Source organism: Vibrio sp. 10N.261.51.F11, assembly GCF_041471665.1.
GTDB lineage: Bacteria > Pseudomonadota > Gammaproteobacteria > Enterobacterales > Vibrionaceae > Vibrio > Vibrio crassostreae_C.
On the sequence record NZ_JBFROW010000030.1, the window covers coordinates 1 to 26,781 of the forward strand.

27 protein-coding genes are annotated in these 26,781 nt (G+C 45.7%); 16 read left to right on the forward strand and 11 right to left on the reverse strand.

All coding sequences use genetic code 11. From position 1 onward, the window contains the following. Positions 1-211: 211 nt before the first annotated feature. Positions 212-493: a type II toxin-antitoxin system Phd/YefM family antitoxin gene (locus AB4351_RS09640; RefSeq protein ID WP_011080399.1), complete on the forward strand. Its 282-nt coding sequence runs from the start codon at positions 212-214 to the stop codon at positions 491-493. Continuing rightward, the gene (locus AB4351_RS09645; RefSeq protein WP_017064044.1) at positions 490-777 is read left to right on the forward strand and encodes a type II toxin-antitoxin system RelE/ParE family toxin; all 288 of its coding nucleotides are present in this window, start codon (positions 490-492) and stop codon (positions 775-777) included. Before AB4351_RS09640 ends, AB4351_RS09645 begins: the two co-directional genes overlap by 4 nt. Before the next feature lie 148 nt (positions 778-925). Here the strand turns inward: AB4351_RS09645 and AB4351_RS09650 are convergent, their stop codons facing one another. Both AB4351_RS09650 and AB4351_RS09655 read right to left on the reverse strand, forming a co-directional pair. Beyond that, positions 926-1,204, reverse strand: coding sequence for a type II toxin-antitoxin system mRNA interferase toxin, RelE/StbE family (locus tag AB4351_RS09650; RefSeq protein WP_017064043.1), 279 nt, complete (start codon positions 1,202-1,204; stop codon positions 926-928). Beyond that, a complete protein-coding gene (locus AB4351_RS09655) occupies positions 1,201-1,485 on the reverse strand; it encodes a hypothetical protein (protein ID WP_017059448.1) in 285 nt (94 codons plus the stop codon). Before AB4351_RS09655 ends, AB4351_RS09650 begins: the two co-directional genes overlap by 4 nt. A 185-nt stretch (positions 1,486-1,670) precedes the next feature. On the opposite strand from AB4351_RS09655, the gene AB4351_RS09660 reads away from it, so the two are divergent. Together AB4351_RS09660 and AB4351_RS09665 are read left to right on the forward strand one after the other, a co-directional pair. Next, positions 1,671-2,372, forward strand: a complete 702-nt coding sequence (locus AB4351_RS09660) for a lipoyl protein ligase domain-containing protein (RefSeq protein WP_017059449.1) — start codon at positions 1,671-1,673, stop codon at positions 2,370-2,372. A 144-nt stretch (positions 2,373-2,516) separates the two neighbouring features. Beyond that, positions 2,517-3,524 (forward strand): LacI family DNA-binding transcriptional regulator, encoded by a 1,008-nt coding sequence (locus AB4351_RS09665; RefSeq protein WP_017059450.1) that lies wholly within the window; start codon positions 2,517-2,519, stop codon positions 3,522-3,524. A 73-nt stretch (positions 3,525-3,597) separates the two neighbouring features. Here the strand turns inward: AB4351_RS09665 and edd are convergent, their stop codons facing one another. Further along, positions 3,598-5,394: a phosphogluconate dehydratase gene (gene edd / locus AB4351_RS09670; protein WP_137002220.1), complete on the reverse strand. Its 1,797-nt coding sequence runs from the start codon at positions 5,392-5,394 to the stop codon at positions 3,598-3,600. Then, the gene (locus AB4351_RS09675) at positions 5,391-5,915 is read right to left on the reverse strand and encodes a gluconokinase (RefSeq protein ID WP_017059452.1); all 525 of its coding nucleotides are present in this window, start codon (positions 5,913-5,915) and stop codon (positions 5,391-5,393) included. Before AB4351_RS09675 ends, edd begins: the two co-directional genes overlap by 4 nt. A gap of 242 nt (positions 5,916-6,157) precedes the next feature. Here AB4351_RS09675 and ascF point away from each other — a divergent pair, with 242 nt between their 5' ends. The 3 genes from ascF to AB4351_RS09690 all read left to right on the forward strand — a co-directional run bounded on the left by ascF (position 6,158) and on the right by AB4351_RS09690 (position 9,787). Next, positions 6,158-7,636: a PTS cellobiose/arbutin/salicin transporter subunit IIBC gene (ascF, locus tag AB4351_RS09680; RefSeq protein WP_372125772.1), complete on the forward strand. Its 1,479-nt coding sequence runs from the start codon at positions 6,158-6,160 to the stop codon at positions 7,634-7,636. Between the two features lie 71 nt (positions 7,637-7,707). After that, entirely contained in the window at positions 7,708-9,138 is a 1,431-nt protein-coding gene (gene ascB / locus AB4351_RS09685; RefSeq protein WP_017059454.1) for a 6-phospho-beta-glucosidase, read from the forward strand. Positions 9,139-9,169: 31 nt separating this feature from the next. Further along, a complete protein-coding gene (locus AB4351_RS09690) occupies positions 9,170-9,787 on the forward strand; it encodes a bifunctional 4-hydroxy-2-oxoglutarate aldolase/2-dehydro-3-deoxy-phosphogluconate aldolase (protein WP_065583747.1) in 618 nt (205 codons plus the stop codon). 90 nt (positions 9,788-9,877) lie between these two features. Here AB4351_RS09690 and AB4351_RS09695 read toward each other — a convergent pair whose 3' ends face one another. The 3 genes from AB4351_RS09695 to AB4351_RS09705 form a co-directional block, all read right to left on the reverse strand. Then, positions 9,878-10,753, reverse strand: a complete 876-nt coding sequence (locus tag AB4351_RS09695) for a radical SAM protein (protein WP_017087617.1) — start codon at positions 10,751-10,753, stop codon at positions 9,878-9,880. A 208-nt stretch (positions 10,754-10,961) separates the two neighbouring features. Further along, complete coding sequence (locus tag AB4351_RS09700) at positions 10,962-11,783, reverse strand: SDR family NAD(P)-dependent oxidoreductase (protein WP_102393086.1); 822 nt, start codon at positions 11,781-11,783, stop codon at positions 10,962-10,964. Between the two features lie 210 nt (positions 11,784-11,993). Next, on the reverse strand, positions 11,994-12,839 hold the full coding sequence (locus tag AB4351_RS09705; RefSeq protein WP_004732302.1) for an enoyl-CoA hydratase/isomerase family protein: 846 nt from the start codon (positions 12,837-12,839) through the stop codon (positions 11,994-11,996). Positions 12,840-13,166: 327 nt separating this feature from the next. Between AB4351_RS09705 and AB4351_RS09710 the strand changes: the two genes are divergently transcribed. Both AB4351_RS09710 and AB4351_RS09715 read left to right on the forward strand, forming a co-directional pair. After that, on the forward strand, positions 13,167-14,540 hold the full coding sequence (locus AB4351_RS09710; RefSeq protein ID WP_372082903.1) for an MATE family efflux transporter: 1,374 nt from the start codon (positions 13,167-13,169) through the stop codon (positions 14,538-14,540). 9 nt (positions 14,541-14,549) lie between these two features. After that, positions 14,550-14,960 carry a LysR family transcriptional regulator gene (locus AB4351_RS09715; protein ID WP_372125774.1) on the forward strand — a complete coding sequence of 137 codons (411 nt, stop codon included), beginning with the start codon at positions 14,550-14,552 and terminating at the stop codon, positions 14,958-14,960. A gap of 195 nt (positions 14,961-15,155) precedes the next feature. Here the strand turns inward: AB4351_RS09715 and AB4351_RS09720 are convergent, their stop codons facing one another. Next, positions 15,156-17,228, reverse strand: coding sequence for an alkyl/aryl-sulfatase (locus tag AB4351_RS09720; protein ID WP_372125775.1), 2,073 nt, complete (start codon positions 17,226-17,228; stop codon positions 15,156-15,158). A 189-nt stretch (positions 17,229-17,417) separates the two neighbouring features. On the opposite strand from AB4351_RS09720, the gene AB4351_RS09725 reads away from it, so the two are divergent. Next, the gene (locus tag AB4351_RS09725) at positions 17,418-18,320 is read left to right on the forward strand and encodes a LysR family transcriptional regulator (RefSeq protein WP_372125777.1); all 903 of its coding nucleotides are present in this window, start codon (positions 17,418-17,420) and stop codon (positions 18,318-18,320) included. Here the strand turns inward: AB4351_RS09725 and AB4351_RS09730 are convergent. Further along, positions 18,317-19,216 carry a DMT family transporter gene (locus AB4351_RS09730; protein ID WP_372125779.1) on the reverse strand — a complete coding sequence of 300 codons (900 nt, stop codon included), beginning with the start codon at positions 19,214-19,216 and terminating at the stop codon, positions 18,317-18,319. The genes AB4351_RS09725 and AB4351_RS09730 overlap by 4 nt on opposite strands. 209 nt (positions 19,217-19,425) lie before the next feature. Here AB4351_RS09730 and AB4351_RS09735 point away from each other — a divergent pair, with 209 nt between their 5' ends. The 5 genes from AB4351_RS09735 to AB4351_RS09755 all read left to right on the forward strand — a co-directional run bounded on the left by AB4351_RS09735 (position 19,426) and on the right by AB4351_RS09755 (position 23,861). Next, on the forward strand, positions 19,426-19,815 hold the full coding sequence (locus tag AB4351_RS09735) for a VOC family protein (RefSeq protein ID WP_017064032.1): 390 nt from the start codon (positions 19,426-19,428) through the stop codon (positions 19,813-19,815). Between the two features lie 51 nt (positions 19,816-19,866). Further along, positions 19,867-20,391, forward strand: coding sequence for a hypothetical protein (locus AB4351_RS09740; protein ID WP_372125781.1), 525 nt, complete (start codon positions 19,867-19,869; stop codon positions 20,389-20,391). A 169-nt stretch (positions 20,392-20,560) separates the two neighbouring features. Then, positions 20,561-22,000 carry a 6-phospho-beta-glucosidase gene (locus AB4351_RS09745; RefSeq protein ID WP_372125783.1) on the forward strand — a complete coding sequence of 480 codons (1,440 nt, stop codon included), beginning with the start codon at positions 20,561-20,563 and terminating at the stop codon, positions 21,998-22,000. A 99-nt stretch (positions 22,001-22,099) separates the two neighbouring features. After that, positions 22,100-23,098 carry a LacI family DNA-binding transcriptional regulator gene (locus AB4351_RS09750; protein WP_017064029.1) on the forward strand — a complete coding sequence of 333 codons (999 nt, stop codon included), beginning with the start codon at positions 22,100-22,102 and terminating at the stop codon, positions 23,096-23,098. A gap of 202 nt (positions 23,099-23,300) precedes the next feature. Continuing rightward, complete coding sequence (locus AB4351_RS09755) at positions 23,301-23,861, forward strand: sugar O-acetyltransferase (protein ID WP_372125785.1); 561 nt, start codon at positions 23,301-23,303, stop codon at positions 23,859-23,861. An 81-nt stretch (positions 23,862-23,942) separates the two neighbouring features. On the opposite strand, the gene AB4351_RS09760 is transcribed toward AB4351_RS09755, so the two are convergent. Then, positions 23,943-25,130, reverse strand: coding sequence for an MFS transporter (locus AB4351_RS09760; protein ID WP_017062388.1), 1,188 nt, complete (start codon positions 25,128-25,130; stop codon positions 23,943-23,945). A gap of 281 nt (positions 25,131-25,411) precedes the next feature. On the opposite strand from AB4351_RS09760, the gene AB4351_RS09765 reads away from it, so the two are divergent. Next, complete coding sequence (locus AB4351_RS09765) at positions 25,412-26,293, forward strand: LysR family transcriptional regulator (protein WP_102503927.1); 882 nt, start codon at positions 25,412-25,414, stop codon at positions 26,291-26,293. 120 nt (positions 26,294-26,413) lie between these two features. Here AB4351_RS09765 and AB4351_RS09770 read toward each other — a convergent pair whose 3' ends face one another. Further along, positions 26,414-26,704 (reverse strand): putative quinol monooxygenase, encoded by a 291-nt coding sequence (locus AB4351_RS09770; protein ID WP_017062386.1) that lies wholly within the window; start codon positions 26,702-26,704, stop codon positions 26,414-26,416. Positions 26,705-26,781: the final 77 nt, after the last annotated feature.

Sequence of the window (26,781 nt, forward strand, 5' to 3'; positions counted from 1 at the left end):
GTGCTTATTATCCATACAAACTGTTTAAGAGTGATTCGCAACGCGTGGCATTTTTATTATGCGTTGCGTTCAGTGTTTAAGGCGGTATACGGTAGCATCGGTATTGCGTTGCTCACACCTTAACAGGGCTATAACACAAAATCAGGCTATTGCTCAAAATTGCTATTTGAACTATTGTTTGTACATTAAATTGTACCATAGGGAGTTCAACATGAGCCGCATCCATTTTGATCAAGATATTCAGCCTTTGTCTGAATTTCGTGCTGGCGTGACGTCATTTATTAAACAGATTAACGAAACTCGCAGACCACTAGTTATCACACAACGTGGTAAGGGTGTTGCGGTTGTCCTTGATGTTGCAGAATATGAAGCAATGCAAGAGAAGATCGAGTTACTGGAAGAAATGCGTACTGCTGAAGCACAATTAGCTTCAGGTTTAGGTGTTTCCAATGAAGACGCTCGTGCTCAAGTATTGGGGCGCATTAAGAAATGAAAGTAGTCTGGTCACCACTAGCATTACAAAAGTTAGGTGATGCAGCCGAGTTTATTTCACTGGATAATCCAGTGGCGGCAGAAAACTGGGTTAATGAGGTTTTTGATAAAACTGATTTACTCTCAAGTATGCCTGACATGGGGCGAATGGTTCCTGAGCTGCCTCATACCAATTACCGTGAAATTTTGTTTGGTCACTATCGCATCATATATAGCCTTAGCCATGAAATTCGCGTCCTCACAGTACGAAATTGTCGTCAGATACTAACGGAAAGTGACGTGTAGCAATTGTGTTATAACAATCAATTTAAGAGGGATTCACAACGCTTGGCATTTTTCTTCTACTTCAAATTTAGTGTTTATGGCACAATGCTTTAGGTTGGGTGGAGGCGTTGTTCACCCCTTAATTGGGCTAGTTGCCCAGAGGAAGTAATCAATCCATTGGGAACTTTTGTTTCTGGTGGAGTACGCGCATAATTCGGATAATGTCGCCTTCGATCCAATAGGAGACGATCATTGAAATCTCAGGAATTATAAGTAATTGCCCACGAATGCCGTCTCTCTGTACACCCATTAGAGGCTGCTCAAGCAAGTTTTCTACTTTTGTTTCAATGAGGTTGTCAGCGTTTTCTGCCGCATCAGGGTTGAAGTCATAGATAAACTCAAAGATCCTTTCACGATCATTGAGTGATTCTTCTTCCCATAAAATCATTGCTTACCTCGATTACGTATTCTGGCTTTGCGTTCTTCCATTCGAGATTTAGCAGTTTGGTGTTCAACGAAAACGGATTCTCCTGAGTCAAACTTCTCAAATGCTAGGTTTACTTGTTCAGTTAGCCATGCATCGTGAGATAATGTCTGTCTTTGTTGCTCAGCGAGTTGCTCAGTAAGCTCACGGCAAGCACCACTCAGTGTACGACCTTGGCTCTCAGCCATCTGTTGAGCTAGGCGTTTTGTTTCTTCATCAACACGAAATTGAATTCTAGTGTCCATGATGTATTCCTTTATTGGTGTGTGTACAAATGTTAGCACTCACCTTTGAGATGGGCAACTGACAAGCTACTATGGCGCCAATAACTAACTTTTGGTGCTATGTTTCATCGCACATAGTCCCATATCTCATCAACCATTGCAGAACGTTAAATGGTAGGTCACCACTATCTGTAGAGGAAAGTGCATTGAAGTTAACCAATAAACTCGTACGTTACCCGCACATTGATGTTGATCGTGCGTTTGAAAAAGAAGCTGAATTATTGCAGCAAATTCAGGCGGGTGAGATTGGGCAAGCCTTAATGTTGTGGCAAGCAAAAGCGCCGACACTTGTTTTGCCCGCAGGTAAGAAGTGGCCAGTGACGGTCGAGTCTAGAAAGCAACTCGCGGCACAAGGCTGGCAACTCACCTCACGTAAAACGGGTGGTGCTCCCGTTCCTCAACTGCCGGGGATCATTAACTTATCGCATATTTATCATTGGCCTCGTGATGAAGCCTACAACATCCAAAAAGCGTATCTACATCTGTGCAATGTCTTAACCCTGTTTTTTAAAGAACTGGGCATCGATGTGGATGTACACGCGACTCCCGGTTCTTATTGTGATGGTGACTACAACCTCAATATCAATAAACAAAAAATAGTGGGCACGGCGCAGCGTGTTTTGCTTAAACAAGGGGGCGGCCAAATTGTACTTTCGCAAGCTTGTATCTTGTTGGATGTCGACCTAGAGAACATCGTTGCACCCGTAAATTTTTATAATCAAGTTTGTGGAAATCCAACCGTGGTGGACGCGCAAGTTCATACTCCGTTGTCCGCACATCTGACAACTCTACCCAACGTAGACTCACTCTTTCAGCAGTTAAGCCAAGCTTTCATCAAGCATGCGTGATACCAACCTTTCGTTAACGCCAAACTAATTTGCCGATGGTAGAACGATTTCAATACTATGTGTCGATGACAACGAATGGGTTGAACTTGAGGCGGTGAGAACTTTATAATGTTACTTGTAACATAATAAAGAGTTCAAATAGTTATGACAGAACAGCAGAAGAAAACTCGAACCACACTTCAAGATGTTGCAGACAAAGTGGGGGTCACAAAGATGACCGTCTCTCGTTACATGCGCAATCCCGATTCAGTCGCAGCCAAAACTCGCGTTAAAATTGCAGCGGTTATTGAAGAGATGGGATACATCGAAAACAAAGCGCCAGCTATGCTCTCTAAATCGTCGAGTAAAGCGATCGGTATCTTGCTCCCTTCGTTATCAAACCAAATCTTTGCCGCGTTTGTTCAAGGTATCGAAACGGTTACTAAAGAGAATGGCTACGAGACGTTGCTTGCTCACTTTAGCTATGATGCTGTGGAAGAAGAGGAAAAGATTGCTTCGCTGCTTTCGTATCAAGTTGATGGGTTGATATTGACGGAAAGCCACCACACCCCCCGCACGTTACAGATGATCAAGAATTCAGGTGTTTCTGTTGTTGAAACGATGGAACTCCCAACCAATCCGATCGATATGGTTGTTGGCTTGGACCATATTGATGCTTCTTACCATGTCGTGAAGCGAATGATTGAAGCTGGTAAACGCTCTATTGCTTACTTTGGCGCTCGATTGGATGCGCGAACTAAGTTGCGTTTGCAAGGCTATGACAAAGCGATGTATGAGGCTGGATTAGAGCCTAAACACGTGTTGACTGAACAGCACTCTAACTTCTCTTTGGCTGAAGATCTGCTTGATCGCGCTCTTGCGGATTACCCAGATCTAGATGGCGTGTTCTGCACCAATGATGACATCGCGATAGGTACCTTGCTCATTGCCCAGCAACGTGGAATCCAAGTGCCGCAACAGCTATCTGTGGTGGGCTATAACGCGTTAGATATTGGTCAAACCATACGCCCAAAACTGACTAGCGTGGATACGCCACGTTATGAAATAGGTAAGAAAAGTGCCGAGCTACTGCTTGCCCGATTGAAAGGTGAGCCAGTTACGGAAACGGTAGTGGATATGGGCTATCGCATCACTGATGGCGAAAGCGTTTAACCAAGTATGGTGGGAACGGAAAGGGGCATCGAAATGATGCCCCTTTTGCTTTTACATTTAAGTAATGACACAGCTAGACGATAAAACTCGCCCCTTGTTCTGCACTCGAAACGCTTTGGCGCATCACGCTAAATAGGTTGCGCCCCATGGTTTGCTGGTTGGCGTCTGCCTCAAATACCTTCGCTTGGCGAGATTGCATGTCGTTGAGGTTATTGAGTTCGCCACTCGCGCAATCTAAGCGCAGGATATCGCCTTCGCAAACAAGCCCAATAGTTCCTCCTCGAATGGCCTCTGGTGAGACATGAATCGCGGATGGGATCTTTCCTGAGGCTCCAGAAAGGCGCCCATCAGTAACCAGAGCCACTTTAAACCCTTGTTTCTGAACATTACCTAGAATCGGCATGAGCTTATGCAGTTCAGGCATACCGTTCGCAGCTGGTCCATTATTTATCACCACAACAATGCAATCTTTGTTGAGCTCACCTCGTTGATACGCAGCTTCTACCTTATGTTGGCAATCAAAAACTACCGCAGGTGCTTCTATTACACGTTGCTCTTCTGCAACCGCTGACACTTTAATCACTGCGTTGCCAAGGTTCCCTGAAAGGACTCGCGTTCCGCCTGTGCTTTGGAATACCTGTTCTTGGCCTGCAATTACCTCTGCATCTGCCGACTGTTTGCATTTTTTCCACGTTAGCTTTCCATTTTCAAGCTCTGGAATACTCATTTGATCTTCAAACGAGCCAAAGGTAGGTGTGACATCTCGGTGCAGTAAGTTGGCTTGATCTAAACGGCGTAACAGCGCGGGAACTCCTCCTGCCGCTTGGAACGCATTCATATCTGCTGGGCCGTTGGGATAAACTCGAGCAAGTAAAGGCACCACATCGGATAGATCGCTGATGTCTTGCCAAGTCAGAATAAATCCTGCTGCGCGTGCTACCGCGACCATGTGAATGCTGTGGTTGGTACTGCCACCTGATGCGAGTAGGGCAACAATGCCATTGATTAAGCTTTTAGCGGTAAAGACTTCAGAAAGTGGGCGGAAGTTTGCGGCTTGTGGTGTCATTGAAGCAATTTCAATGGCGGCATGCTGAGTGAGTGATGCGCGCAATTCAGAGTCAGGGTGAACAAACGCTGAGCCCGGAAGCGTCAGCCCCATCGCTTCAAATACCAGCTGATTGGTATTGGCTGTGCCGTAAAAAGTGCAGGTGCCCGCTGAGTGATAAGCGTTGCACTCCATGTCCAGCAAGGCACTTTTTCCTACCTTGCCAGCCGCGTACTCTTGGCGAATGTGTACTTTCTCATCATTGCTGATGCCCGTTGCCATCAAGCCTGCCGGAACAAAGGCAGTTGGTAGATGCGCAAAAGAGAGCGCGCCCATCAGTTGTCCTGGAGCTATCTTGTCGCAAATGCCAAGCAATAGGGTTGAATCAAACACGTTGTGACTCAGTGAAAGAGCGGTCGATTGAGCAATCAAGTCCCTTGAAAACAAAGACATATCCATGCCTGGTTGGCCTTGAGTTACCCCATCGCACATCGCGGGAACACAGCCCGCTACTTGAGAGGTGTGGCCGAACTTAGCTAACGCCTTTTTGATCTGATCTGGATAGTGTTGATACGGCTGGTGAGCGCTTAACATATCGTTGTAAGAGCTGATTAACGCCACATTGGATTTAGTGAGATCAAGAATCGAGCGTTTCTCATCGGAGCAAGAAGCTGCGACAGCATGAGCCAAGTTGCCGCAAGAAAGCCCTTTACCACCTTTGCCAGCAGAGGCTTGGTGTTGGGTTCGGTTTAGAAACGCTTCATGAGTCTCTTTGCTTCGTTCAATTAATCGTTGAGTCACCGCTTGGATGGTTGGAAGGGTCATGCTGTTTCTGCCTCATCAGTCATTGAAAGCACAATCGCAGCACAGTCCACAACGTCATCAATATCGCCATCAATGCTGATGACAACCGTATCTGGCTCGTGATCGGGTCTTTCTAATGTTTCGAACTGGCTTTTAATCATGTTCTCTTTCATGAAGTGGCCTTGGCGCTGACGCATTCGATGCAAGATCAGGTCAATGTTGCCATCTAAAAAGAGAAAGGTGAGGTTTTTGTTCCCTTCGCGAATTTGGTCGCGGTACTTCTTCTTCAACGCAGAACACACAATAATGCCGTGCTCATTTTTACTTTCTAGGCTGTACGCTGCATCACGAACGCGTTCCAGCCATGGAATGCGATCATCATCATTAAGAGGTTGGCCTGACGCCATTTTTTGAATGTTTGCTCGAGGATGAAGGTCGTCACCATCAATGAACTTACGCCCAAGTTTTTTTGCCAACTGCTCGCCTATCGTGCTTTTCCCACAAGCACTGACACCCATGACGATGACACTACTACCAGCCATAACTCAATCCTCTTAACAAATTTGCGCGTGATCTCAATTTTGAACATCGCTTGTAAATATGGCTTTATCTTATAAGCGTTACCGGTAACATGTTACCGGTAACTCAAGGAAGTGTGATGAAGGACACAAAACAACAATTCACAACAATTGTGATTGTTTTTGCATCCTACTGACGGAAAATTAGTCACATCTCACTATATTCGCGTTTAAAAATCACTGGAAAGAGATCTTTGGGGGATAAAATGGCCAACGATTACCGCGCAATTGCGAAATCTGTTGTTGAGCATCTTGGGGGCAAGACAAATGTGGCTGCCCTAACACACTGTATGACTCGACTACGATTCGTTTTACACAGCCAAGATGGCGTCGATATTAACAAGCTAAAAGCACTGAAAGGTGTGATGGGTGTTGTTGATAATGGAGACAAAGTACAAGTTATCATTGGTAACGAGGTATCGTATGCATACAAAGAAGTGATGGCGCTTTGTGAGCTATCCACTGTATCTGAGTCAGAGGTTCCTGCTAAAAAAGAGAAGCTAACGGCTAAGTCAATTGGTGCGAAAATGTTGGACGCACTGGTTGGTACCATGTCGCCTCTTATCCCAGCAATCATTGGCGCTTCAATGGTCAAACTGCTCGCCATGGTACTTGAGATGCTGGGCTGGGTTGAGCCAAATGCACCTACCTTGATTATCTTGAAAGCGATTGGCGATGGCGCCTTCTTCTTCCTACCGGTTATGGTTGCCGCTTCCGCATCGATCAAATTCAAGACCAATATGTCTCTTTCCATTGCGATTGCCGGTGTCTTAATCCACCCGAACTTTATGGAATTGATGGCGCAAGCAGCAGAAGGCAAGCACGTTGATTTCTTCGGTATCCCAATCATGTCAGTGAAATACACCTACACGGTTATTCCTGTACTTGTGATGACTTGGGCTCTTTCTTACATAGAACGTTGGGTAGATAGCATTACCCCTGCTGTGACTAAAAACTTCCTGAAACCTATGCTTATCGTATTGATTGCAGCTCCGGTTGCTATCGTACTTATCGGTCCATTTGGTATTTGGGTTGGTACTGCACTTTCAGCGCTTGTTTACACAATTCATGACACATTAGGTTGGTTGTCGGTTGCTATCATGGGCGCACTGTGGCCTCTACTTGTTCTTACTGGTATGCACCGTGTATTTACTCCAACGATTATTCAAACCATTGCTGAGACGGGTCGTGAAGGTATGGTTATGCCTTCAGAAATCGGTGCCAACCTCGGTATGGGTGGTGCGTGTCTGGCTGTTGCTTACAAAACCAAAAACAGCGCACTAAAGCAGACATCATTAGCCGCAGGTGCTTCAGCTATCTTCGCCGGTATCTCTGAGCCTGCATTGTACGGCGTGCTTGTTCGTCTGAAACGTCCACTTATCGCAACAATGATTACTGGTTTTATCGTAGGTGCATTAGCGGGCATGGGTGGCCTTGCGAGTCACTCGATGGCAGCACCAAGCTTGTTTACGAGTGTTCAGTTCTTCGATGTGAATGACCCAATGAGTATCGTTTGGGTGTTCGGTCTGATCGCATTGTCTATTGTTCTGTCATTTGTTCTAACCCTAGTTTTAGGCTTTGAAGATGTTCCAGAAGATGATGCCGATGAGAAAGCAACTTCAGAGTCAGCAAACAAAGAAGCTGGTAAGGCAGAAGACAAGCCGACAGTAGTGTCCGCGTCTTAATTAGAATTGATTAATTTATTCAGTCACCTTACTTCAGCGTAAGGTGACTTTTATTGTTTCCGAGGTATTCGATGTCAAACATTCAATTTCCCGAAGATTTCTTATGGGGCGGCGCTATTGCTGCAAACCAGTCTGAAGGCGCTCACTTAGCGGGTGGTAAAGGCCTAACAACCGTAGATATGATCCCTTATGGTGAGAACCGCATGCCAATTAAGCTTGGTCAGGTTGATAAGGTGACGCTCAGCGAAGACGAGTTCTACCCAAGCCATAACGCGATAGACTTTTATCACCGTTACAAAGAAGACATCGCCTTACTGGCAGAGATGGGATTTAAAGTCTTCCGTGTATCCATCGCTTGGAGCCGAATCTTTCCAAAAGGTGACGAGCTAGAGCCGAACCAAGCTGGCTTAGATTTTTACCGTGATGTTTTTGAAGAGTGTAAGAAATACGGCATTGAGCCGCTCGTTACCTTGTGCCATTTCGATGTGCCAATGCACTTGGTCAACGAGTATGGTTCGTGGCGTAATCGTAAGATGATTGAGTTCTTTAGCCGTTACGCGAGAACCTGTTTCGAGAACTACAAAGGCTTGGTGAAATACTGGCTAACCTTCAACGAAATCAATATTTTACTAGCGAGCCCGTTTTCTGGCGCTGGATTGTTGTTTCAAGAAGGCGAAAATCACGACCAAGTGAAGTACCAAGCAGCTCACCATGAGCTAGTAGCAAGCGCTTTGGTAACCAAGATTGCCCATGAAGTTGATGAGCAAAACCAAGTGGGTTGTATGCTGGCGGGCGGTAACTTCTATCCATATTCATGTAAGCCAGAAGATGTGCTGATGGCTATGGAAAAAGACCGCGAGAACCTGTTCTTTATCGATGTTCAATCGCGTGGTTACTACCCATCTTATGCTCAAAAAGTGTTTGATAACAAAGGTGTGGTGCTTGAAACACAAGAAGAAGATTTCGAGATTCTGAAAAATACTGTCGATTTCATTTCTTTCAGTTATTACGCTTCACGCTGTGCTTCCGCTGATATGAATGCAGGAAATACGAGTGCAGCGAACGTCGTTAAGTCCATCAAAAACCCTCATCTTCCAGCAAGTGATTGGGGCTGGGTCATTGACCCTACAGGTCTTCGAATTACGATGAACACACTCTATGACCGTTACCAGAAACCACTTTTCTTGGTAGAAAATGGCTTAGGTGCTCGTGATACCTTGGATGACAATGGAGAAGTGAACGATGATTACCGCATTGATTACCTTCGTCAGCACATTGTTGCGATGCATGAAGCAATGGAAGACGGTGTACCATTGATGGGTTACACACCTTGGGGTTGTATCGATCTTGTTGCGGCGTCGACCGGAGAGATGAGCAAGCGCTATGGGTTTATCTACGTGGACAGAGACAACCTAGGCAATGGTACGTTAAATCGTATTCCTAAAAAGTCATTCCACTGGTACAAAAAAGTGATCGCAAGCAACGGCAGCGACTTGGCTTAATTTGTCTGTTTGATAATGAGAGAAATGAACAATGAAAACAATTGAACAGCGACTCAGAGATATTCGCATCGTTCCGGTGATCGCCATTAATGACGTTGCTCAGGCTGTGCCGCTTGCGAAAGTACTGGTTGAAAATGGCTTGCCTTGTGCTGAAGTGACATTTCGTACAGAAGCGGCAGCAGAGTCGATTCGTTTGATGCGTGAAGCTTACCCTGAGTTACTGATTGGCGCAGGTACTGTGCTGACTACAGAGCAGGTGGATACTGCCATTAATGCGGGTGTTGATTTCATTGTCAGCCCAGGTTTGAATCCAACCACAGTCAAATACTGTCAGCAAAGAGGGGTTACGATTGTTCCTGGAGTGAGTAACCCAAGCTTGGTTGAACAAGCAATGGAAATGGGGCTTAAGACACTAAAGTTCTTCCCTGCCGAGCCATCTGGCGGTGTCGCAATGTTGAAAGCGTTGACGGCTGTTTACCCGGTTAACTTTATGCCTACAGGCGGTGTAAGCCCAGCGAACGTTGAGTCTTACTTAGCACTGAAATCAGTCGTTGCCTGCGGTGGAACTTGGATGGTACCGACAGACAAAATGGACAAGGGTGATTGGGATGGAATCGCAGAATTAGTCCGAGCGGTCGGCTCCAGATAGTTCGATAGAGAGATACATAGCTAGAAAATGAAAGGGCCAGCTGACACTGGCCCTTTTTGTGGCTGCTTCAAACGATGTAGAGGTTACTCGTTACCAAGCAAAGGTTTTAATGACGTTTTGCTTAGTGATTGGGTTATGCGCGATGTCTTGATTTATCTTATCAAGAAACGGCTTACGAGCCTGAGGCAACATGCCACGCATTGGTGAGATGTTATTGCCGTGGTCGCCCCAGTAGTAGCAATCGAAATCTTCTAGGTTTTCGAGCAAGTATTTTTCTTCTTCCAGAATCTGCAATGGCGTTGGTAAAACAAACTCGCCACGGTTTACTTCTTTTTCCAACACCGACCCCGGTTGAACGGCTAAAGCCATCGGTGCAATTGCATCTGGCTGCATGATGTTCAGCAAGCTGGTGGTATTAATCGCATGCTCTACAGAACGTTCTTTGCCGCCAAGGCCAAAGATGAAAGAAGCCAGCACCTTGATGTCTGCTTCACGGGCTAAGTTCATACCTTCAATTGCATGCTCACGCGTCATGCGCTTTTGAATGCGTTCAAGCACAATTGGGTCACCGGACTCCAAGCCGGAATAGGCCATGCTTAAACCTGCCGACTTAATCTCTTTTAATTCAGACAAGCTCTTACGGCGAAAGTCATTGAACCCTGAATACAGAGAAATGTTCTTGATCTCTGGAAAGGTGATTTTGATGTAATCCAGAATCGAAATCAGCATCTCGGTTCGGATTGCCATTACGTTACCATCGACTAAAAAGATAGACTCTACATGCGGGTAGATTTTTCTCGCCGCATCAATATCTTCAAAGATGTCTTTGATATCTCTTACTTTGAAACGCTTATCATCAAACATCGTGCAGAAGGTACATTGGTTGTTACTGCACCCCAATGTTGTCTGGATGAGTACGCTCTCTGCTTCCATCCAAGGACGATAAACTTTACCTTCAAAACGCATAAATGCTCCTCGGCCGTAGCCTGTGTTGTTTCGACGAGGGCAAGTTTAGCAATCTGCATCTTGGGTGATAATTGGGCAAAGCGGGGAATCAGTATTAAAGAAATTTTAATAATCGAAAGAGCGCGCAGTTCTTTGTCTGTATGGATAGAACTGCGGCTTGGATCGTGTGTGTGGGGAGTGTTAGTGGTCGTTTTTTACTAATTAATGATCAGTGCGTAACGCACAGCTTTTCTTCGAGTAATTGATTAAGCACTGTCACCAGCTTGTGGTTCTTAGTGTTGTCTAATGCGTCGGCGTGCGGGTCTTTGAACAACCCAGAATCATTATCAAAATATTTACCAGAAGCGTTGGCAAACTCATCACTGAGCGCAGCACGACAAAGAATATCGGCTCCAATCGCTAGGTCGTTTCCATCAACGCCATAAGCATCTTTTACTAATTTACTGCCAAGGAAAGAGGCTGGGTTTACAGGGATAATTGCGGTGCCTTTGTCTAAAAGAGTATTGGCTAATTCGATGGACCACATCGTTAGCGCCAGCTTACTTTGCGCGTAAACCGGACCATCAAGTTCACCCGCACTCGGGCTGATTAATGCCTCTAAATCGACGGGTGCTTGGGCTGCTGAAGATAGATTGACGATACGACCTGTCGCATCAAAAAGAGGAAGCAGCTTTTGTGTCAGGAGATACGGCGCAATGGTGTTTACGACAAAACGTACATCAAGATTGTCTGGAGTGGTGATGTCCGACACCTTATACACACCTGCGTTGTTAATGAGTATATCGAGTCGTTTGTGATCGCTTTTGATTTGGGTTACGAGCGCCTCAACTTCAGAGAGCGTCGATAGGTCTGCGATGTAGCTTTCGATGATTGCATTCTTAGACAGGCGAGACAAAGCGGTCACGACTTTATTGACCTTAACTGGGTTGCGGCCATGAATCAGAACATGGTGCCCTTGCTGCGTTAGTGCTTTTGCGGTCTCTAAACCAATGCCATCCGTGGCACCTGTGATCAGAATTATTTTTTGCATATTCCGTCCTTCAAAAAATAGTTTGAACAACGTTATAACAAAGATTAATGACACATAGTTGCATTTGGCTCACAAGCTGAAGACTCAAATGTGAGTCTATGGGGCAAATAATGACCATTTTAACACTTGGTGGTTAACCGTTGGCGTTTAACGACTAAGTAAGACAATGGGTCAGTTTGTGGCTGACCCAAATTAAGAGAAGTGACCGAGTTATTTGATGTCTTGAACGTTCATAACCAGAGTTTCCCAGTTACGTTGGTTTTCCATATCGTGCTCTAGGCCTTGCTCATCGGCAATTTGGAAGCGCTTAACCGCAGGGGTTTTGCTCGTAGCTTGATACAACCAATAAGCTTCCGCTTTGAGTGCTTCGTCGATCGGTTTGTCGATAGACTCGTACACCGCTTGCTTACATGCATTGATCGATTCGGCAGGGAATTTTGAGATTCGTTTGGCTAGAGTATCAACATATTCGCCAATTTCATCTGGCTCTAGTGCCTTGTTGATGGTGCCGTATGCTTCGGCTTCGTCAGCATCAAAGTCACGTGCACTTAGGACGATTTCGAGTGCGCGACCTAAGCCGACTTGGCGTGCCATACGTGATGCGCCGCCACCACAAGGAAGGATGCCCATACCCACTTCCATTTGCATGAATTTGTATTTACCGCGAGCCGCGAATCGCATGTCACACGCCAGTGCAAATTCGTGGCCTCCACCTCGAGCGAACCCTTCAAGCTTGGCAATGGTGGCTTGTGGCAGTTTGCTGATTCTTTCTAGCACCACTTGCAGGTCGAGTAACTTCGCTTCTTCACGAGAAACGGCTTCTGTCGACATGTCTTTTAATAGATTAGTGTCGTAGTGGCAGACCCAAACTTCAGGGTTTGCTGACTGAAATACCACGACCTTGATGTCACGATCGCGCTCTAGTCTCATTGCTAAACCATTGAGGTCGGCAAGCATCTCTTGCCCTTGAACATTCACAGTACCGAAGTCAAAAGTGACGGTAAGAATTCCATCCTCGGCTTGAGCTTTAAACGTTGTATAACCTTGATATGCCATTTCCATATTCCTTCTGAGAGATTTCATTTCAGCCTATTCAGTGTGAATGCGACCTAAATTCAGGCTAGCGAGGAATGTTCGAACCAACAATTAACCATTAAACGAAACACTATTAACGAATTATTAAGAGTTTTGGCGGGTTTTGTAATTTCAATTTATTCAGTGTCTTAGATGGATATTTTAACGTTGAAGGTATCTTGCTAATTCGATTGTCAACGAAATCTAAAAACTCATTCCTTGTCTGGCGCTCTTATCCTTTTCATTTAGCTTCGTATACTGCTCAACTAGGTAATTGGCCCTAAGGTACAGACAAGAGTGAACCGACTTATGCAGATGAGATCCGCGACTTTGAAAACCATTATTGAGAAAACACTGCCACTGACACTGGGTGTGTTTGCGATCATGATGGTGCAATTGGTCGATTCGATCTTTATCGGTCAGCTAGGGGTGAATGAGTTGGCGGTTCACGGTATCACCTTGCCATTCCAAGCGGCGTTTACCGGGGTTCAAGTGGGCATCGGTGTGGCGGCAACGTCCATTATTTCTCAAGCTGTAGGGGCAAAAGAGCAACGTAAGGCCACCTCAATTGCCACGTTGTCGGTCGGGTTTGGTGTGGTGGTAATAGCCTTAATCTGCTTAGGCCTGATTGTTTTTAGCGATTCTGTTTTTGCGTCGTTTGTGAATGATGTCTCTGACGCTCAATACCAATCCATGCTGTCGATTTTTAATGTGTACTGGCCACTGTGGCTGTTCAGTGCATTGATGGTGGCAGTGCTTTATCTGGCCACCTGCGTTTATCGCGCCAATGGCGATACTAAAACAACCGGCAGCATGTTCTTGGCTGCCAGCGTGATTAACCTAATTCTCGACCCTATTCTGATCTTTGGATTGGATATGGGCATTGCAGGAGCGGCGATCGCATCGAGCATTGGTTACGCATTTGGTGCAATCTACATGCTAATCAAGTCTCGCGGCAACGGTTGGTTTGGCTTCAATGGCGCGTGCCGTAACCGAATCAAAGGCTACAGTTTTGAGCTATTCAAGACGGTAATGCCAACCACTGCGAATCAGATATTACCTGCGGTCAGCGCATTCTTCTCAATGCTTTTGATTGCGAGAATCGGAACCGATGAGATGGCTTTTTGGAGCTTACTCGCCCGTGTTGAAAGTTTTATGCTGGTGTTTTCTCTTGCTCTGACCATGTCTATCCCGCCTATGATTGGTCGTTACCTAGGGGCGCAGCAGCGATGCAAAATCCCCGAGCTATTGAATACAACAGCGAAGTTCTTACTGGTTTTCCACACTGTGATGGCCGCATTATTGGCGCTGTTTAGTGGCTGGATTATTCCTGTTATCTCGGAAGAACAAAGCATACGCAGCTGGTTTGAAGTGACCTTGTTATTTATACCGTTCAGCTATGGCCCACTAGGGCTGTGCATGTTGGTTGCTTCGGTGTTTAATGCTTTGGGTGTGCCTCGTAAAGCTTTGAATGTCTCTTTCTTACGCTTGTTTGTTTTCTACATTCCGGCGTTATGGCTCGGCTCGATAACTGGAGACATGATCAATGCGGTTATTGCTGCGACCGTCGCCAATGTTTTAGCGGGCGCTTTTGCATGGTTTAAGCTTAATGCCTATATTAAAACTCACATTATTCCCCGTGCCGCTGCGGCCAATAAGCAGCGTGTACTCAGCGCAGGCTAGCCATTATTGATGAACATTGAACATCTAAAATTGTTTGTGCGACTCGCGTCTACGCACAATATAGGTCAAGCAGGACAAGAGCTTGGGTTGTCACCTCCGGTAGCCAGTATTCATATCGGAAAACTCGAAGAGAGCCTAGGTGCTATCCGCGTCGATCACGGTGAAGCGGTAAGGGATGTATGTGTCGATGGCTTGGGCATTGCCATGTGCGCGAGTTGGATAGCATACAAGCAGCTCGCGGAAGGTTCGCTGGTTGAGGTGTTGCCGGATTACCCTTTAAAGGATGAGGCGGCTATCTGGGCGGTATACCCGAGTGCTCAGTTACTTGCACCAAAGGTGCGCGTATTTATCGATTACTTTGTTCAATATTATGGTTCACCTTCTTATTGGGATTGCGACGTAAACGGGCAAGCTCAGTAATCTATAAGCTTCAACAAATTATCAGTTTTATTAAGCTCTCAGTCTCAGTAATAGAGCAAACGCAGTAGCGTTCAAGAAGCACTTATTGAGAACAAATAAGAAAGCCCCGACCAAAAGGGAGGGGCTTGTTTTTATGTTCTTTATAGAACGTTTTTCTAGCTAACTGCTGTTGTTTTTATTTAGTGTATCCGGAGTTTAATGAGCGTGTACCGCTGAATCTTGGTATAGCTCTGCATCAACTTCTTCGCCTTTGTTTGGACGCGGTACAATCTCAAAAGAGGTGTCAGCTTCTGTCAGTGAAGACAGCAGTTTGTTAAGCGATGTTTTATCACCTTTCACGCCTGCTTGTCCGTCTTCTAACAGTTTTCCAAGGCTTGTTTTCTTAAGCACGATGTCAGACACGTCAGACTTATTGATGATCAGTGTTGTATCGGCGTCTTGTAGCTCGCTCACTTGAATGTTGTTCAGGTTACCGTTAGACATTTCAACGTAGTAGAACTCTTGCACGTCTGGTAGCTGAATATTCAACGTAAATGGTGTTTCTTGTGCTTTTAGCGAATCCACTTTTACTGCTAAGTAATCAAGTAGGTTTTCAATGGTCATGTTCGCTAACACATCCGGTGATGCTGTTTTCGGTGCGCCCGGTTGTGTGCCAATACGAAGCTCTTGAGCGCCGGTTAGGTAGATGTTTCTCCAACCTGCACCTTCTGATTGATAACCCAATTGCTCGTAAGTATCTGCTAATAAGCCACGTGCAACTTTGTTCTCTGGTTCTGCTTGAATCACCTTATTGAGTGCTGTTGCAACGAAGCGGTATTCACCTTCTTGGAAGTCTTGCTGCGCTTTTTCAATCACAGCATCGCTGCCGCCCATGTACTCAACAAACTTCACTGACTCCGGCTTGATTGGTAATGGGTTTAGGTTAGCTGGGTTCATGTCGAAGTAACCAAGGTACATGTTGTACACAGCGCGAGCATTGTGAGAGTAAGTACCGTGGTAACCGTTAGTGTGCCAAGACTGTTGAATACTGTCTGGCATTACCTTGTAAATCTCGTCACCGATGTCTTGCAGAACCACGCCGTTGTTGGCTAAGCGAAGCGTTTGGTTATGAGTAAAACCGTAAGCGTCACGCTGCATTTTTAGGTAATCAGAGATCTCTTGTTCACCCCAAATTGGCGATGAGTGAGACGCAAACAGCACCTCTGTTTCTTCGCCCCAAGTGACTAACATTTCGTTGATCTTCTTAGACCATTTCAAACCATCACGTACTTTTGCGCCACGCAGCGTGTACAGGTTGTGCATACCTTGGTAGGTCAGTTCGCCAGTCCAGAGTGCTTTCATGCTCGGAATATACGTCACCATTTCAGAGGCCGCTTCGGTACCTGAAGCATCCATGAATTGCATTTCTAGTCCGTCGATAACCTGAGTTTCAATCTCTTCGTTATGGTTCAGCTCGTAGTCCGGCAGGACGTAAGTAATGCTACCGGTTGATAGACCTTTCGACAGTGCCGCATCCACAATACCGTGTTCGTGTCGGTTCAGGGTTGCGCCATATTGATAGGCGGTACGACGAGACATTGCGTTACCCGCCAGTACGTTTTCGTCGACGATTTCTTTGGTGATGTTTTTCGAACCGTACACTTTTACATCTGGATACGCGTCTTTGATTGCTCTTGCGCCACCAAAGTGATCAGCGTGCGAGTGAGAGTAAATCATTGCAACGACGGGCAGTTCACCGCCATCAGGCACATTGTTCTTGAAGAATTCGAGTGATTTGGCGGCTGATTCTTTGGTAAGAAGAACGTCGTAGGCGATCCAACCGTTGTCACTACGAATGAAAGAGATAGACGCTAAATCCGCGCCTCGAACTTGGTAAACTTTACCCGGAACAACTTCATATAAACCTTCTGCCGCTTGGTTCAATACCGCTTGGCGCCACAGTGAAGGGTTTACTGAATCTGGTGCTTGGTCTGCATTCGTCACACTTGGATCGATGAAGTTAAAGCTATTACGAATGATGTCGCCCGTCTCTTGATCAAAGCTAGCAATTAGACCTTTGTTGTTATTGTCGAAAGCGCGAGTGTCGGCAAAGTTAAGTGTTTTTGCGAACTCTTGGTTTGCTTTGGTCGTCATCTCGGTTGCGCTTTTGCCACCTTGGTCGCCAATTTCGCTGAAGTGTGCGTGGTCATGGTTAGCTGCAATTGCCGGGAATGCGAGCGAGATAGCCAGGAACAGTGATGCATTTTTGAACGTGCGAGAAGTTGTCATAAGAGCCTCTTCATTTCAGAATTTTGTTTCGTTGAGGCGATTATAGGAATAAGACATATAGCAAAAAATAAAGTAAGCTTTATTTAACACATCACGAACTGTTATGTGTTGTATGCTTAAAAGTATCAGATTGAAGCGCAAAGCTTGTTGCATACCCAATGCGAGTGCACCTAAACATGGAGAGTGACCGTGAGTGATGTTGAAAAGTTAGATCTAAATTTACTGAGCGTATTTTTGGAAGTGTATCGACTGCAGTCGATCACCTTAGCATCTGAATCGCTTGGTATGACTCAGCCTGGGGTTAGCGGGGCATTGAAGCGATTGCAATCTCAGCTTGATACCGACCTGTTTATTCGTGAAGGGCGCGGGATTATTCCGACCAACGCTGCGGTGCAACTGGCAAACCGAGTGGAACCTGCCCTTGAAGGCATAACCAGTGCAGTTAGTACCTTAAAGCAGTTCGATAATCAGCAGCATCATGTGTTTCGAATTCTGGTGAATGAGATCGGTTTAACCAAGCTTCAACCCCTTGTCGAGCAAGATGAAACGTTGGGGAGTATCTCTATCGAGTTCAATATGGTGCCGAACAACGAAGAAGAGCTTCTTCAGAGTTTAAGCATGCAGCAAGCTGATCTGGCGATCGATATTCACTACCCACAAGTGAATGGTTATATGAACCAGCAAGTGATCGAAGATGAGCTCGTATTGATCGCCAAGAAAGGGCACCCAAGGATTGATGGTTCGGTAACGGAAGAGCAGTACTATCATGAGAAACACATCACCTTCAGAATGCGTCGCTCTCGCCTCTATACCGCAGATTACTTTACAAAAAGCCCGATACAGCAACGAAAAGTCAGTTCCGAATGTGATTCATTGATGACGATGTGTGTGTTGGTCTCTGGTTCAGACTGTGTTGGTAGCACGTCTCGTGATTTTGCTAATCAGTTTGCGGAGCGATTCCAACTGCAAGTGCTCGCCCAGCCTTTCGAGGTCTTGCCCATGAAGCAGTATATGATTTGGCATAAGAGAACCGATTTGAATCCTGCTCATCAGTGGTTGAGAAACAAGATTCAACAATACATGGCGGACTAACGAGTCGCTCTTGCAGCTCGTTTCTGTCTGGCGCTCTCTATCATCTTAGAAGGCGTCATACCTGTTACTAACATGGTGCCGGTAATAACCAGAACCGATCCGAAAATAGTGTTAAGGCCAATTGCTTCGTCTAAGAAAAGGTTGCCCCACAAGATGCCAAACACTGGAATCAAAAAGGTAACAGACAGAGCCGAAGGCGCACCCAGTTCAGAAACGAGATTGAAGTAAAGCAAGTAAGCAAGCCCAGTACACACCGCGCCTAATAAGATCACCGATGTGGTGATAGTGAGATCGGGGGCTTCTCGCATTGGCATGAAAAATACAAATGGCAATACGATTAACACCGCTGCCCACATGCTGCCGTGGGCATTGTTGAAGGCTTCAACTTTAGGTGCTGTTTTGGTGTAGTTAGACGCGATACCGTAGCTAAATGCGGCCATCACTGCTGCAAAGATAGGAAGCATAGCCTCACGGCCAATGTTCATCGCATCCCAACCGACTAACACGCCAACTCCTGTTACCCCAATCCCAAGTCCCAATAGAACTTTCGCCTCGAGTGCTGTTTTGGTCCATATTGCACCGATGATTGCCGCCCATATTGGCGCGGTAGAGTTCAAGATGGCGAGTGTCGAGGCGTTAAGTGTCTGCGCGGCATAAGCGAAAAGCAAAAAAGGAAGTGTGGTGTTAAACAGGCCGAGAATGAAGAAGTGTTTTGCGTGATCATGAAAAGAGAGCTTCTTTTTTAAATAGAAAGAAACTAAAAGCAGAGTAAGTGCTGCAAACAGAACTCGCGCTTCAATTAAGACTGCGGGCCCTAATGGATTGGCGGCCATTCTCATGAAAAGAAACGAGCCTCCCCATATCGCAGCGAGAGTTATTAATTTTAGAAAGTTCACGGCGTATATCTCAGAATGTGTAAAACACCGACTATTGATCAAAGCTATATATTACACAAGCTTAGATATTAATACTGTGCAGCTAATTGTTGTGATTTTGATAACCAAACGGCTCGCTAAATAGGAACACTTTTGATGAATTCTGTTCTGTTTATCCTTCCTGATTTGGCGGGTAATCTAGCGTTAGACATCAAACTTAGGCAAACAAAATGAAGATTGAACACATCGCAATTTGGACCAAACAACTCGAAGTACTGAAGCGATTTTATGAAGATTATTTCGGCGCGACATTGAACTCAAAATATCACAACCCAACTAAAGGGTTTTCTTCATACTTCCTCTCGTTTGATACGGGAAGTCGTTTAGAGATTATGGAAATGGACTCTGTCCCTGAATCGAAAGACGACATCTATGACCAGTTCACAGGCTTCATTCACATGGCGATATCATTAGGTTCGGAACAGGCGGTCGATCAACTGACTCAACACTTGGTCGAAGACGGCTATGAGCGCTTAGATGGCCCAAGAAGAACAGGCGATGGCTATTATGAGAGCTGTGTACTCGATCCGGATGGTAATCGTTTGGAACTTACCGTTTAATGTAGAGACTTAATTGAGTTACTCATCTACTAACGGAACTGAGGTATTACAATGATGAAGCGTGCTGTGACTTTCCTTTTTAGTCTTGGGCTTATGGGATGTGCTACCTCAGAACCGGTGTATGAGCAGGAGGCGGACTCAAAGCCTGAACCATCACAACCCATAGGTTACCTCGGTTTTAAAGCTCACCAAGAGTGGGCGATTCAATTCAATGATTGCACGGTCTACGATTTAATCGGTGCACAACCTTACCAGTGGTTTGATCGCACTTCAGCCTCTGTGAGCTGTTATACGTTTAAGCCAAACGATGCCATCGAGCCATTATCAGTCTATGCCGACGCAAACTTCGACAGCAATAAGCTAGCCCCGATTAACCTATTTCAAGAGCTGCAGGTATCAGAGTCTGGCTGGGGCAAGTTTCCTGCCGTCTATGAGACAAGCGGCACTAATTGGCTGAAAGTCAAAGAGGGTTGGATTCACCTCACACTAGCCGATCAGACACTTGTCCAGTTCTACCCGGGAACTCAAGACCAATCTGGCAAATCGAAGCATGATCAGTATTTTGATCAGCATTGATCGTAAAGCTGAATTTTGACTAGTCTGTAGTTCGATCAAAAAAGATCTTTTAACTGTTGCTGAAACCGGTTTCAATCTGTATCTTTGCTTTTATTGAAATCGGTTTCAGAGTTGCAATGAGCTCTCTAATCCTGATCTTTTTCACGAATAACTTGTAGCGAGTAATGGTATGAACAACGAATTTCCGAACGATTTTTTATGGGGCGGTGCAGTAGCAGCGCATCAACTAGAAGGCGGCTGGGATGCGAATGGTAAAGGTGTCAGTGTTGTTGATGTATTAACAGCGGGCGCTCATGGTGTACAACGTCGAATCACCGATGGCGTGATTGATGGCGAAAACTATCCTAACCAAGTCGCAGTGGATTTCTACCATCGCTACAAAGAAGACATTAAGTTATTCGCTGAGATGGGCTTTAAGTGTTTCCGTACCAGTATCGCGTGGACGCGTATCTTCCCAAATGGCGATGAAGCTGAACCGTGTGAAGCGGGTTTAGCGTTTTATGATGATCTGTTTGACGAGCTGTTGAAATACGACATTCAGCCTGTGGTAACACTGAGCCACTTTGAAATGCCTTACCATCTAGCTAACGAATATGGTGGCTGGATGAACCGTAAAGTGATCGACTTCTTCGTTAAGTACTCAACTACGGTGATGGAGCGTTACCAGCACAAAGTGAAATACTGGATGACGTTTAACGAGATCAACAACCAGATGAACACCTCGGCAGACATCTTCGGTTGGTTGTGCTCTGGCGTGAAGTTCCCGCAATGTGAAAAGCCGCAAGAAGCCATGTATCAAGCGGTTCACCACCAGTTTGTTGCGAGTGCGTTGGTGGTTAAGAAAGGTCACGAGATCAATCCAAATCTTCAAATTGGCGCAATGTGTGCGATGGTGCCTTTCTATCCTCGTTCTTCAAAGCCAGAAGACATCATGGTGGCACAGCAAGCGATGCGTGACCGTTATTTCTTCTCGGATGTAATGGTGCGTGGTCATTACCCAAATTACGCTAAGCATGACTGGGCAATCAAAGGCTTCAATATTGAGATGCAGCCCGAAGATGAGCAGATCCTAAAAGAAGGCAAGGCTGATTACTTAGGCTTTAGCTACTACATGTCTAATACCTTGGATTCTTCTTCTCACCAATCGACTGAAGAAGCGATGGACGGCGGTCATGAAAACTCGGTCGATAACCCGTTTATCCAGTCTAGCGATTGGGGCTGGCCAATTGACCCAACCGGTTTGCGTTTCTGTTTAGCGTCTCTGTATGAACGTTATGAAGTGCCATTGTTCATCGTTGAGAACGGTTTTGGCGCGGTTGATACCATTGAAGAAGATGGCAGCATTAATGACGATTACCGCATTGCTTACCTTGGCGACCACATCAAAGAGATGAAAAAAGCCGTTTCGATTGATGGTGTTGATTTGATGGGCTATACCCCTTGGGGCTGTATCGATTTAGTTTCGTTCACCACGGGCGAGATGAAAAAACGCTACGGATTCATTTACGTAGATAAGCACAACGATCAATCTGGCTCACTAGAACGCAAGCGCAAGAAGTCTTTCGAGTGGTATAAAGGTGTGATTGCATCTAACGGTGCCACTATTTAGAATGCATTCCCCAGCGCAGTTATGTGAACTGTGAGCTGTCATTTTGCAATGAATTAGTCGGCCTATGTCGGCTAATTTTTTATAAAGGAAAAGAAGCGAATGGTAACCATGCTTGATGTCGCAAACCGCGCAGGCGTATCTAAATCGACCGTTTCTCGTGTCTTAAATGGCAAGAACATCGTGCGCCCAGATGTGGTGAAAAAGGTATTTGATGCGATTCAAGAAACAGGTTATCGACCGAACTTGTTGGCTCAGCAATTGGCGACCAAGAAGACCAATTTCATCGGCTTTGTAATTACCAATGAGTTGTTCAATGGCCCTTACTTCTCTTCCTTGATGTATCACGCGGCTTCTTATAGCGAAAAGTCGAATCACCAATTGGTGATCACCGATGGCAAACACAGCGCTGAAGACGAAAGAAAGGCGATCAATTTCCTGTTGGATATGAAGTGCGCGGGCATCATCATCTATCCGCAATGTTTAACCGAAAGCGAGATAGCTCAGATCATCGAAAGCACTGACACTCCGATTCTGGTACTCAACCGAGAAATGCCGTCGAAGCCCAATCATGCTATTACCACCGACCATTATCAGAGCGCTTGTTTGATGGTTGAACACATCATCGAGCAGGGTCATACCGATATTGCAGTGATTCGTGGTAAAGCCGGTTCTTCGACCGATGAGCTGCGTTACCAAGCCTATCAAGATGTGTTAACTAAACATGGTGTTGCATTGGATGAGTCCAACGTTGTTCAAGGTGATTGGACGATGGAGAGCGGTTATCACGCGGCTCAGGCTTTGGCAAAAAGCAGAACCACATTCACTGCTATCTTGTCTGAAAACGATGATATGGCGATTGGTGCGATTAAGGCGTTAACCGAACTTGGGTACTCATTGCCTCAAGATGTTTCGATCGTCGGCTTTGATAACAGCAAAGTGGGGGCGTTTTTAACGCCAAGCTTAACGTCTGTCAGTGTGCCATTAGAGCAAATGACGCAAAAGGCGATCCTGCAAATTGTCGGTGAAACAGAGCAAGCGACCACCATCAATACCACTGGTAGTTTGGTGTTACGTGATTCGATAGCGAAGCTAAATTAGCACTGTTCGAATTTCATATTTTACCTACAAAAAGTGACGAACTGCGCATCTCTTAAACCAAGCTCAAACACTCCTTATTCACTGTTATTTAGATGTGCGATATTGCGTTTTTGGTCGATGAATTGACCACCATTAGTTAAGTAATGTGAAGCTAGATAAGTAATATGAAAATAGCTAATTGATGTGAGAACAGGTAAGTAACGTGAAAACAGAAAAACAAAAAATGCTAGCAGGTGAACCTTATCAGGCTTGGGATAAAGAGCTTTATGCAGCTCGTATCGAATGTCGCAAGGTGCTTCAAAAACTCAATAACAGTATTCCTGGCACATCTGAATGGGAAGCAGCAACGCAAGAGCTCATTCCGGACTGTGAAAATGCACATTTAGAACCTCCATTTCGTTGTGACTACGGCTCGAACATCAAGCTAGGCAAGAACTTCTACGCTAACTTTAACTGCGTGATTTTGGATGTGGCTGAAGTGACTATTGGCGATAATGTGCTGCTTGGTCCGAACGTTCAAATCCTGACTGCAGGTCACCCACTCGATGTGAAAGGCCGTGTAGAAGAAGGCGTTGAGTTTGGCACATCGATTAATGTTGGCAACAATGTTTGGCTTGGCGGTGGTGTAATTATCTGCCCCGGTGTCACCATTGGCGAAAACAGCGTGATTGGCGCGGGCAGTGTCGTAACCAAAGACATCCCAGCCAATGTGGTTGCAGTCGGTAATCCATGTAAAGTGCTGAAAGCGATCGATAACGAGTAATAATCAGATTGAATTGATAAAGCCCGAACCTAGGTTCGGGCTTTGTTTTTTCTATTCTTGCTAGATGCTAGATGCTAGATGCTAGATGCTAGATGGAACAGCTTGTTGTGCTTGCTTCTTATCTAACGCACCACTGAATCGAGTCAGAACAAGAGCGATCAAAACGATCACAGCACCTACCCAAGGGGTGTTCATTAATCCAGATTTCGCGACAATCAAACCACCGCCCCATGAGCCTAATGCAATACCGACGTTGAAGGCTGCAATGTTCAACCCAGAAGCGACATCGACTGCATCTGGTGTGTATTTCTCAGCCAGTTTCACAACATACACTTGTAGCCCCGGAACGTTACCGAATGCGAATGCACCCCAAACCAAAATGGTAGCAACAGCTGCGTAAGGGTTTACTGCGGTAAAGTTGAATACCACCAGTACTGCGGCCAAACCAGAGAAGATAACGGTCAGTGCTTTAATTGGGCCCATCTTGTCGGCCATTTTTCCGCCCCAGATGTTACCGACCGCAACTGACACACCGTAAACCAACATGATTAAGCTGATTGAGCTCGAATCAAACCCTGATACATTTTCCAGTATTGGAGCAAGGAACGTAAACGCTGTGAATGTACCGCCATAACCTAGTGCTGTGATAGCGTAAACCAACAGTAAGCGTGGTTGAGTTAGAACCTTTAGTTGTGCCGAAATCTTCGCCGCTGGTGGTTGCTTAAGGTTGCTTGGAACCAAGATAGCGCTGCCGATAAGAGCAATAAGACCAAGCAGAGCAACGATCAAGAAGGTCGCTTGCCAGCCAAAGGTTTGGCCGATATAAGTGCCCAGTGGTACGCCGGTTACCAATGCAACCGTTAAACCCGTAAACATGATCGCAATGGCACTGGCTGCTTTATCTTTTGAAACCAAACCTGTCGCGATGGTCGATCCAATCGAGAAGAACACACCATGGGCAAGGCCTGTCAAAATTCGTGCGGCGATCAGCGTGTTATAGCCTGGAGCTTGCCACGCCAATAAGTTACCAATGACAAACAATGCCATCACAGTCAGCAACACCGCTTTACGATTCCATTTGCCGGTTAATGCCGTTAAGACTGGTGCGCCAATAGCAACGCCAAGCGCGTATAAACTGACTAATAGGCCTGCCGATGGCAGAGATACATTCAAGTCGCTCGCCATGGTAGGAATCAAGCCTACGATGACAAATTCTGTGGTTCCGATGGCAAAGGCGCTGAGCGTCAATGCAAGTAATGCTAATGGCATAATCATCTCTCTTACTGTTCTTTGTTAAATACCGAGCGCGATAAAATGGGGCAGCTTGTGACTGCAATAGGAGCGCTTCGTTTGATGGCGAGGATTATCTAGCAAAATATATTTGTAAAAAATACCACCATTAACAAATAACCTTTGTGTTATTTGCAATAATCGGAGGGTTAGCCGATCATAGGATTAAGCTGCTGAGAGCGAAAAGACACAGATGATTTGATCTGTGATGATCACAAACGAGATGACATTAACCAAAATGAAGATAGCGAAGGAGCCTCATGCTAACCCGTTCAGATGATTTAGAAATAGTACTCACCGTTGTCGATGCTGGTGGTTTTTCTGCGGCGGCAGAGGCGCTGGATGTGCAGGTCGCCAAGGTGTCTCGTTCGGTGAGTAAGGTTGAGTCGCAACTCGGTGTCTCAATATTCAACCGAACAACGAGACGTGTGGAATTGACGGAGGAAGGGCGGCAGTTTGTCGATTCAGTCAGGCTAGGGTTACAGATGATTCAGAGCGCGGAAGAAGAAATCGTGTCGCGTGGTGAGTTACCAAAAGGTCGTTTAAGAGTCGATGCCGCCAGTCCATTCGTATTCCATCAGCTAGTGCCGTTGGTGCAGTCATTCAAAGAGGCTTACCCAGACATTGAGTTGGAACTCACTTCCAACGAAGGCTTCGTTGATCTTCTAGAAAAGAGAACCGATGTTGCGATTCGAATCGGTAAGTTGTCTGATTCAACACTGCACGCTCGCCCGTTAGGAAAAAGTTTGCTCCATATTGTGGCGTCACCTGATTATCTCGCTAAGCGTGGGCTACCCACCAAACCTGAAGATTTGAGCTCGCATCAAATTGTGGGGTTTGCGGGTAACAAAGTGCTTAACCATTGGCCTTTACCAAACCAAAGTTATGTCGCGCCTACTGTGACAGCCAGTAATGGTGAAACCGTGCGTCAACTGGCACTAGCTGGAAATGGGATTGCTTGTTTATCGGGGTTTATGGTGCAGGAAGATATGGCAGCAGGGCGTCTAATCCCTATTCTGGAACAAGACAAACTTGCCAACACAGACCGAGAGCGAGTGAATGCGGTTTACTACAAGTCGTCCTCTGTCTCTAAACGTATCTCGGCGTTTATTGATTTTATTCAACCCCGTTTGAAGCTCTAACTAAGGCGGCTGACGATATCCGCATAAATGAAAAAGCCCCGCTGACGTGTAGCGGGGCTTTCAAATTGAACTCGATAGCTTGTCAGTGTGCTTTCTAGTAACAGACTACTGAAACTGTACTTAAGCGATCTTAGTCATCTCGTTAAGTGTAAATGACGTAACACTACCTTCGGTTGCTGCCATGTATTCAGCGAGGTGAGTATTACCCATGTGTGTTTGCCAAAGTTCACGAGACGTCCAGTTTTCGTAGAAAGTGAAATGTGCTGGGTTTTCATTGTCTTGGTGAAGGTCGTAGTTGATGCAGCCTTCTTCAGCGCGAGTAATATCAATCAGCTTTAGCAGCTCTGCTTTAACCAATTCAATTTTGTCTTCGTTAGCGACGATGTTTGCGACGATAGTTAGTTGAGTCATGTTGGTACCTATATTATTTTTCACCGAAATGGTGATTTGTCTGTGTTTACAGTGCCACTCTTTGTTCATTGAGCTGC